The organism is Pirellulales bacterium (genome assembly GCA_036490175.1).
Taxonomy (GTDB): Bacteria; Planctomycetota; Planctomycetia; order Pirellulales; family JACPPG01; genus JACPPG01.
In genome coordinates, this window is the sequence record DASXEJ010000023.1 from 1 (window position 1) to 8348 (window position 8348).

Annotated in this window: 7 protein-coding genes; 5 read left to right on the plus strand and 2 right to left on the minus strand. The window is 59.7% G+C overall.

The annotated features are described in order from the left end of the window. Positions 1–121: 121 nt before the first annotated feature. On the minus strand, positions 122–1096 hold the full coding sequence (locus VGG64_02230) for a DUF6263 family protein (GenBank protein HEY1598392.1): 975 nt from the start codon (positions 1094–1096) through the stop codon (positions 122–124). A gap of 636 nt (positions 1097–1732) precedes the next feature. Between VGG64_02230 and VGG64_02235 the strand changes: the two genes are divergently transcribed. From VGG64_02235 to VGG64_02250, 4 genes are all read left to right on the plus strand, one after another. Then, entirely contained in the window at positions 1733–2527 is a 795-nt protein-coding gene (locus tag VGG64_02235) for a glucose 1-dehydrogenase (GenBank protein ID HEY1598393.1), read from the plus strand. Positions 2528–2551: 24 nt separating this feature from the next. After that, positions 2552–2893, plus strand: a complete 342-nt coding sequence (locus VGG64_02240) for a 4a-hydroxytetrahydrobiopterin dehydratase (protein ID HEY1598394.1) — start codon at positions 2552–2554, stop codon at positions 2891–2893. 201 nt (positions 2894–3094) lie between these two features. Next, positions 3095–3730 carry a hypothetical protein gene (locus VGG64_02245; GenBank protein ID HEY1598395.1) on the plus strand — a complete coding sequence of 212 codons (636 nt, stop codon included), beginning with the start codon at positions 3095–3097 and terminating at the stop codon, positions 3728–3730. Between the two features lie 32 nt (positions 3731–3762). Next, entirely contained in the window at positions 3763–5553 is a 1791-nt protein-coding gene (locus VGG64_02250) for a DUF885 domain-containing protein (GenBank protein ID HEY1598396.1), read from the plus strand. A gap of 282 nt (positions 5554–5835) precedes the next feature. On the opposite strand, the gene VGG64_02255 is transcribed toward VGG64_02250, so the two are convergent. Further along, the gene (locus tag VGG64_02255) at positions 5836–6255 is read right to left on the minus strand and encodes a hypothetical protein (protein HEY1598397.1); all 420 of its coding nucleotides are present in this window, start codon (positions 6253–6255) and stop codon (positions 5836–5838) included. Positions 6256–6652: 397 nt separating this feature from the next. Here VGG64_02255 and VGG64_02260 point away from each other — a divergent pair. Continuing rightward, positions 6653–8348: redoxin domain-containing protein (locus VGG64_02260; protein ID HEY1598398.1), on the plus strand; the 1696-nt coding region annotated here is incomplete at its 3' end.

Below are 8348 nucleotides of genomic sequence, written 5' to 3' on the forward strand. Positions count from 1 at the left end.
CGGCAGCGCATGATAAAGCCCTGCACGAGTCAGGCCCGTGCAGGGCTTTTGCGTTCCTCATTGATAACTTGCTGGCAGTGCCGAACTACGCAAGCGCCGCGCGGCAACCACCATCAAGCGACTACTTCTTCTCGTCCTTGGCAGGCTCGTCGCTCTTGCCGTATCGGACCGTGACCTTTTCATCGACTTCTTGCGTGATCTCGCGATTCGGGGCCGTGATCGCGATGACCTGCTTCTGATTTCCTTCGGCCTTCACCGTGCGACCGGCGTTGACGTCGAAGTAGATCGTCATGTCCCCTTCTTGCTCTTCGATCTCGATGTCGACCTGAGAATCTTCGGCCGGCTCGAACGTGATGTCCGACTTGGCGGCGATCTTTTGAATCTCGTGGCCGTCCTCGGTCGTCTTCTCGGAGGTCGAATATGTGACCTCGGTCTTCTTCACACCCGCACCGCGCATCTCCTCGGCGAAGCTCTGCGTCCAGTTGATATCGGGAGCCACCGGCTTCTCGGGCAACGGGACGATTGAGCGGGTGATCATTTCCTTGACGCTGTTCTCGTTGAGCCCACCCATCATGCCTCCCATGCCGCCACCACCGCGACGGCCGCCGCCGCCACCACCGCCGCTCTGCTTCTCGAATTGTTCCTTGAGCTTGGCCGGTAGAGTGATGTCGCTCACCTGACCCGCCGCAGTCGCCTTCAGCGTGAACGTCTGGCCAATGAGGGCCTCGATCGTGGGGCCGATCATGTCCCAAGCCTGGCCCGATCCGCTGCCGGGCTTCTTCGAATCGTAGTCGAGCGAGGCGAACGGAGAATCCATCTTCATCTGAATGCGATCGACCGTTTGCTCCAGCATGGCCGTGCCGTCGGCAGCGACTGATTTCACTTTCCAAGTCGTGTCGAAAATCATGCCCGACTTGATTTCGACCAGCGAACCGCTGAGATCCATCTTCATCTCGGTCTCGCGATCCATGACGTAGTTCAGCGTGTCACCTTCTTTGAACTTCCAGCGCAGCGTGTTGTCGGCCTGGGCCGTAGTTGCTGAGGCCGCAACAGCGACCACCAGCGCGCACCAGCGGGTAAAACGTGCACAGCACATGACGTTTGCCTTTCGTGTTTCGAGTGAACCGGTGAATTGAGAAGAAAGCACGGAACAAACCACCCGCCGCGCCAGGACCATTCAGTCGGGTTAGTCGATCGTTGACCCGCACGAATTACGTGGAGAGCAATTGCGCGGTGATCGTTCGAGACCGGCCGCCACGCGGGGGCGCGGCTGCCGTCGCTGGCTGCAATTGTAGCCGTCCCCAAAGGTTACGCAATCGTTCAGCGCGGCTGGCAAGGAACGACTTGGACCTCAAAAAATGAACCGCGTCTGGATGGCACGGTTGCCTTGTCGCATCGTGCGCATCGCAATGCGGAAACCTCCTACACGGCGCCGCAGAACACGCCAGTAGTAGCACCCCCTATTCAGTTACTTTGCGGCCCGGTCGGCGATGGAGTGCCAAGAAGGGCGCCCGCCAACGAGGAACCGGCCGATTCCGATCCCGCACGCCTATCGTATTACCCGCGGCGCCGAGAAACTGACAATCCGCCGGCCGGCCTATCGCCATTTCCTGCTTCCTCGGGAAACAACCGGCTGGCTGCGAGGCAGCCGTGGCTGTGCTACAAAGTGCCGTTGGTGCATCGTCCGTAATACGCATTACACAGCAATCCACTCTCAGCGGAGAAGATATCGATGAACGTCGACGGCAAAGTGGCCATTGTCACCGGGGGTGGAACCGGCGTTGGTCGAGCGACAGCGCTCGATCTGGCTCGCCGTGGCTGCGCGGTGCTGATTAACTACTCACGCTCGCGCGACGAGGCCGAACAGACGGCCGCCGACGTGGCCGCCTTGGGCGTCCGCGCCATCGCGCATGCGGCCGACGTGGCCGACGACGCCGCCTGCCGCGCCATGGTCGACACCGCCGTGCGCGAATTTGGGCGGTTGGACGTGCTGGTCAACAATGCTGGCACGACTCGATTCATTCCGCACGACAAACTGGAAGAGGTAAAGACCGAAGATTGGGAGCGCATCATGGCGGTCAATGTGCGAGGGCCGTTTCAATGCGCCCGCGCCGCGGCGGCCGCGATCCGCGCCACAGGCGCTGAAGGCGAGATTATCAACGTCGCCAGCATTGCCGGCATCGCCGCCACCGGCAGTTCGATTCCCTATTGCGCCTCGAAAGCGGCGCTTATTAATATGACGATCGCGCTCGCGCGGACGCTGGCGCCCAAGATCCGCGTCAACGCCGTGGCGCCGGGGTTCATCGACGGTCGCTGGCTGCGCGCGGGCTTGGGAGCGAATTACGACGCGGCCTTGCAAACGTTTGCCGAGAAGCTGCCGTTGGGGCGCGTCTGTCAGCCTGAGGACGTTTCGGCCGCGATCGTCAGCCTGATCACCGGATCGGACACCGTCACCGGCCAAACGATTGTCTGCGATAGCGGCATGCTGATCGCGGATTTCGCGGCCCGCCCCAAGGCTCGAACCTGAACCCTGCGACGAGGAGTGTATGTCATGGCGGAAGATCACGTATTTACAGAAGCGGAACTGCAGGCAGAGCTGGCCCGGATGCCGGGCTGGGAGATTCGCGACGGCTGGTTGCGCCGCAAATTCCACACGCCTGGCTGGCCGCACACGCTGATGTTGGCCAATACGATCGGCTACCTGGCCGAGGCCGCTTATCATCATCCTGATCTATCTTTGGGCTATGCCGAGGTGACCGTTAAGTTGCAAACCCATCGCGTCAGAGGGATTACAGCCCACGATACCGAGTTGGCCGCCAAGATCGATGAGGTCGTCCTTTGGAAGCCCAGCGGCGGCGCCTTGGAAGGATTTCCCAAGAAATGGGTTCACTAGCTGCGTAGGAAGAGAAAGCCGCTAGCGCGCCGCGCCCTGTCCGCGCCGAGCCCCGCTCGGTCTTGGGCTGCCTGACCGAATAACATGTCCCGTGACCCTCGTCCCCTTAGCATCCGCCCGCTCCGTGCAAAATCTTCGCGCCAATTGAGCGAACCTCCCTACAGGCAGTGCCCACTGAATCCAGCCTGAAAGGAGCCCGCGATGACAATCTTACGCAACGTGGTAGCGGTCCTGTCGAACTCGTTCCGGCCGTTCTTACTGATGAACCTGGTGTACTTTGGCTTAGTCGGAGCGGGCATGGCCTATGGAGCGTGGGACCGCTCCGCGCCGGACGCGATCCGCAACGAACTCAAATCCGAAGTGCCGCAACAACTTCCCGCGGTTTACGACGCCTACATGGGCGGTCACCTGGCTAACGCCATGGTGCTGACGTTTGCCATCAACTTTTTTGCCGGCAGCCTGTTGTTCATTACGCTACCGTCCCTGCTGCTCCCTTTTAGCGGTATCGCGCTGGGTGCCACCCGAGCCGTTTATTGGGGACTGATGTTTTCTCCGACCTTGACCACATTGAGTTTCGCGCACGTCGCTCTCGGCTTGCTCATGGCAGGGCTGATTATGCTGGAAGGAGAAGGTTATGTTCTGGCGATGGTAGCCTCGTACGTGCAAGGCAGGTCCTGGCTGGCGCCGGCTCGTGTTGGGGCGGCAAGCCGCTGGCAAGGTTATAAATCTGGCACCTGGCAGACGTTCAATATCTATGCCCTGGTTGCGATCGTCCTGGCCGTGGCCGCCGTGTATGAGGCGACGCTTGTCATCCTCGTCGTACCGTGGCTCAAATGATAGCGCATTCCTAATTCAGCCGAGCTCTCTTCATGAATCCCAATTGCTTCGTGTTGGCCGCGCTGGTGGCCGTATCGTTCTTTCCTCTGGCCAAACCCGTAGCCGCCGCCGATACCCCTGGCCAGCAGCTCGCCAGGCTGTTCGACGACAGCTGGGAGTTCGCACTTCGCGAAGATCCGCTATTTGCCACGAACATTGGCGACGCCCGCTACAACGACAAGCTGCCGCGCGAGACGGTGGCCGATCAAAAGCGCCGGCTGGCGGCCGATCGCGAATTCCTCGCCCGACTGGAAAAGATTCCCCGCGATCCATTGTCGCCGGCCGAACAGTTGAACTACGACATCTTTGCCCGCATCAAGCACAACGCCATCGACGAGGCCCAGTTCCAGGCTTACTTGATGCCAATCACCAATCGTTCGGGCTTTCATATTTCGTTTCCCGAGTTGCCGCTGGAAGTGCCGCTGGCCCACACCCACGACTACGAGAATTACATCGCCCGTCTGGGCGCTTTCTCGCAATATGTCGACGATCACATTGAGCTGTTACGCGCCGGCATCAAGCAAGGCCTGACGTTGCCAAGCATCGTGATGGTCGATTTCGACAAAGCGATCACGCCGCATATCGTCGACGATCCGGCGACCAGCCTGCTGTACAAGCCCTTCACTAAGTTTCCCGATGCGGTCGACGCCGCCGACCAGCCGCAACTGATCGAAGCCGGGCGCCAGGCCATCGCAAAAAGCGTCGTGCCGGGCTATCGCAAGTTGCTCAAGTTTCTGGGTGACGAATACGTGCCGGCCTGCCGCCAGCAGATCGGCGCGAGCGTCTTGCCGCGCGGGCGCGAGTTTTACCGACACCGCGTACACCAGTTCACCACGCTCGACATCGATCCGCAGCAGGTCCACGATCTCGGTCAGTCCGAAGTCCTGCGCATCAAGAACGAAATGCAGGCGATCATCAAGGACGTGGGCTTTCAGGGCGACTTCGGCGCGTTTGTCGAATACCTGCGCAACAATCCCAAGTTCTATGCCGACACGCCCGACCAACTCTTGAAAGAAACCAGCCTGGTCCTGAAGCGTATGGACGGCGAATTGCCGAAGCTGTTCAAGACGCTCCCGCGCACGCCTTACGGCATGCGCGAAGTGCCCGACTTCATCGCCCCGCGCACGACCACGGCCTATTATCAGCCGCCGGCTGGCGACGGTTCGCGGGCTGGGTTTTATTACGTCAACACGTACAACCTGAAGAGCCGTCCGCTGTACGAGATCGAGGCCCTGTCGCTGCACGAGGCGGTGCCGGGGCATCATCTGCAGATCGCCATTGCGCAGGAGCTGCCCGACGTGCCCAACTTCCGCCGCTTTGCCGGGTTTACTGCCTTTGTCGAAGGATGGGGGTTATACGCAGAACGGCTCGGCCTCGAGGTTGGCTTCTATCAGGATCCGTATCGCAACTTCGGACGACTCAGCTACGAAATGTGGCGGGCCTGCCGCTTGGTTGTCGATACCGGCATGCACTACCTGGGTTGGACCCGCGAACAGGCGATCAGCTTCATGTCTGACAACACTGCGCTGTCGATCCACAACATCACGGCCGAGGTCGATCGGTATATTGCGTGGCCCGGCCAGGCACTGGCTTACAAAATGGGAGAGTTGAAGCTGCGCGAGCTGCGCCAGTTGGCCGAGGAGCGGCTGGGCGAGCAATTCGATGTCCGCGAATTTCACGACGTAGTACTTGCCAGCGGAGCCATCCCGCTGAGCGTGCTGGAAACGAACGTTCGCACCTGGATCGACAGTCAGCCTGCTGAAACGGCGAACGCCGAACAATAGCGTGGCGAAACGATTCATTCGTGCAGGAGGCCAGGGCGCTATGAAGCGGTCGGGTATTGGTGGGGCGTAATGCTGGGTTAGCCAGCGTCCTGAGTCACTTGGGTGCCGCCGCTGGCTTTGCCCATCGGCGCGCAGAAATCGCCGTCTGGCTGTGCGTACGCACTTACGAAGGCATTCTTAGTGTCGGGAATATTGGCCGACCTGGCGTAGATGACATTGACGCCGCGACTTCATGTTAAGGCCGACAGTAACCCCTTGGAATGTTGGTCGGCTCGTTACGGATCATTCAGAAATCTCAGGCTCAATATGTCGCCACTCTTCGGGAAAGTTGCCCGGATCGATCCACACGAAAACGATCTTCGCCTCGGGGAACAGTCGTTGTGCTCGATGGACCTTTCGATATTCGCAAGCTTCTTTTGCGCGACTGGATCCGTTCCCTTCCACCTCGTCGCTCTCCCTCCCTAGAACAACCCAGACAAAGCATTCGTCGACGGCCGGCTCACCAAAAATCCGCAACATGCGCTGGAGGACCGTCGAGCCCAGCGCCGGAATATCTTCAGATGTTTGCCCAGACACGTAGTTCGAGCGTGCCACAATAAGCCGATGCATTCGATCAGCTTCGCTTAGCAGCACATGCCGCTCACGGATCCAGTTAGTCTCATACGCCAGAAACGCCGCAAACACCGCCAATAAGAGGAACATCCATCCGAATCCAAACTGGAACTTGCGGCGGCGGGGCGACGTAGGCATAGTTGCATTTTAACTATCTGAGCAACTGGCCGCTGACGGTTTCTTTTACGCATGCCGCGCCGCAGAGCGACCAAATTTCGCCGACTACGACAATTACTGACCGAAGGCACGGAGGCGGGGGACCAGCCTAAAACTACGATCGACCGACGCGATGGTGGCTGGCCAGTCCGGTCATGGAGCTTCGGCGACCTGTTGGTTCGAGTTAAGGCCTGAACACACGAATTACCCACTCCTCGCCGCCAAAAGTGTTGCAAATCCCCTTGGCGTTACATAAGATGTGGCTGTGTGGCGGCGGTGTTTCTATGCGCCCATTTTCTTTTACCGCCATTTTCAACGGGGGGTCACGAACATGAGTTCACGCTGCGCTCTGTCGTTTGCACTAGCGTTGTCATTCGCTCTGGCCCCCACGGTCTTCGCCGCCGAAAACAATTCGTCCATCGGCAAGAAGCTTAGTGCCGGGCCACTGTCCGACTATCGCGGCAAGTCACACTCACTCACCGACTACAACGACTCGAAAGTGGTGGTGCTGGCTTTCGTCGGCGTCGAGTGCCCGCTCTGCAAGATGTATGGCCCCCGCTTGGCCGAGCTGGCCAAAGAATACGCCGGCAAGGGAGTGACGTTCCTGGGAATCGATTCCAACCGCCAGGACTCGCTCACCGAGATGGCCGCTTACGCCCGGCTGCACGGCATCGAGTTTCCGCTGCTGAAGGATCTGAACAACGCCGTGGCCGACGGCGTCGGCGCCGAGCGGACACCGGAGGTGATCGTTCTCGACAAGGAGCGCATCATCCGCTACCGCGGTCGCATCGACGATCAATATGGCTTTCAATCCGGTACGGGCTACGTGCGCCCCAAGATCAGCCACCGCGATCTGGCCGACGCCATCGACGAGCTACTGGCCGATAAACCGGTCACGCATCCCACTACCGAAATCGCCGGCTGCCTGATCGGCCGCGTGCGACCGGTGAAAGAGTCGAGCGAGGTGACCTACTCCGACCAGATCGCGCGGATCTTCCAGAATCATTGCGTCGAGTGCCATCGGCCCGGTCAGATTGGACCGTTTACGCTGACCAACTACGACGAAGCGGCCGGCTGGGCCCCCATGATCGAAGAGGTCGTGCGCGAGCAGCGCATGCCACCTTGGCACGCCAACCCACACTTCGGCAAGTTCGAAAATGATTCGAGCCTGACCAAGGAAGAAAAGGATCTGATTTACGCTTGGGTGGCCAATGGCGCTCCCGAAGGAGATCCGAAGAAGTTGCCCGAGCCTCGTCAGTTTGCCGGCACGCACATGATGCCGTGCGAGCCCGACGTGATCATTCCCATGGCCGACGAGGCATTTGACGTACCGGCCGAAGGGACCGTGGAATACAAATACTTCCGCGTCGATCCGGGCTTCAAGGAAGACAAATGGGTCAAGGTCGCCGAATGCCTGCCTGACAATCGTGCGGTCGTGCATCACATCATCGTCTTTATCAAGCCGCCCGAAGGGACCGCCAAGGGGATCGAAGCTTTCGGCCACCTGACCGGCTACGCCCCGGGCACGCGCCCCCATATGTTGCCGGATGGTATGGCCAAGTTCGTGCCGGCCGGCTCCGAGCTAGTGTTCCAATTGCACTACACGCCCAACGGCACGCCGCAAAAGGATCGCAGTTCGGTAGCGATCAAGTTCGAGGATCCCAAAAACGTCAAATGGCGGGTGGCGACCGTCGGCGCTTCGAATGCGGCCTTCGAGATTCCCCCGCATGCCGACGCCTATCCAGTCGAGTCGCAACAAAAGTTCACTGGCGATATTCAGTTACTGTCGCTGTTCCCGCACATGCACCTGCGCGGCAAGGACTTCCACTACGAGGCGATTTATCCCGACGGCACAAAAGAGACATTGCTCGATGTGCCGCATTACGATTTCAACTGGCAGAACAGCTTTATCTTCAGCGACATAAAGACGTTGCCCAAGGGAACGACGCTGCACTGCACGGCCCATTTCGACAATTCCGAGCATAACCTGGCGAACCCCGATCCTGAGGAAACGGTGCGGTGGGGCG

Excerpts from the sequence above, each read along its gene's own strand:
- VGG64_02250 (HEY1598396.1), top strand. The coding sequence starts at position 3,763 with ATGAATCCCAATTGCTTCGTGTTGGCCGCGCTGGTGGCCGTATCGTTC.
- VGG64_02245 (HEY1598395.1), top strand. The coding sequence starts at position 3,095 with ATGACAATCTTACGCAACGTGGTAGCGGTCCTGTCGAACTCGTTCCGG.
- VGG64_02240 (HEY1598394.1), top strand. The coding sequence starts at position 2,552 with ATGGCGGAAGATCACGTATTTACAGAAGCGGAACTGCAGGCAGAGCTG.
- VGG64_02255 (HEY1598397.1), bottom strand. The coding sequence starts at position 6,255 with ATGTTCCTCTTATTGGCGGTGTTTGCGGCGTTTCTGGCGTATGAGACT.
- VGG64_02230 (HEY1598392.1), bottom strand. The coding sequence starts at position 1,096 with ATGTGCTGTGCACGTTTTACCCGCTGGTGCGCGCTGGTGGTCGCTGTT.
- VGG64_02235 (HEY1598393.1), top strand. The coding sequence starts at position 1,733 with ATGAACGTCGACGGCAAAGTGGCCATTGTCACCGGGGGTGGAACCGGC.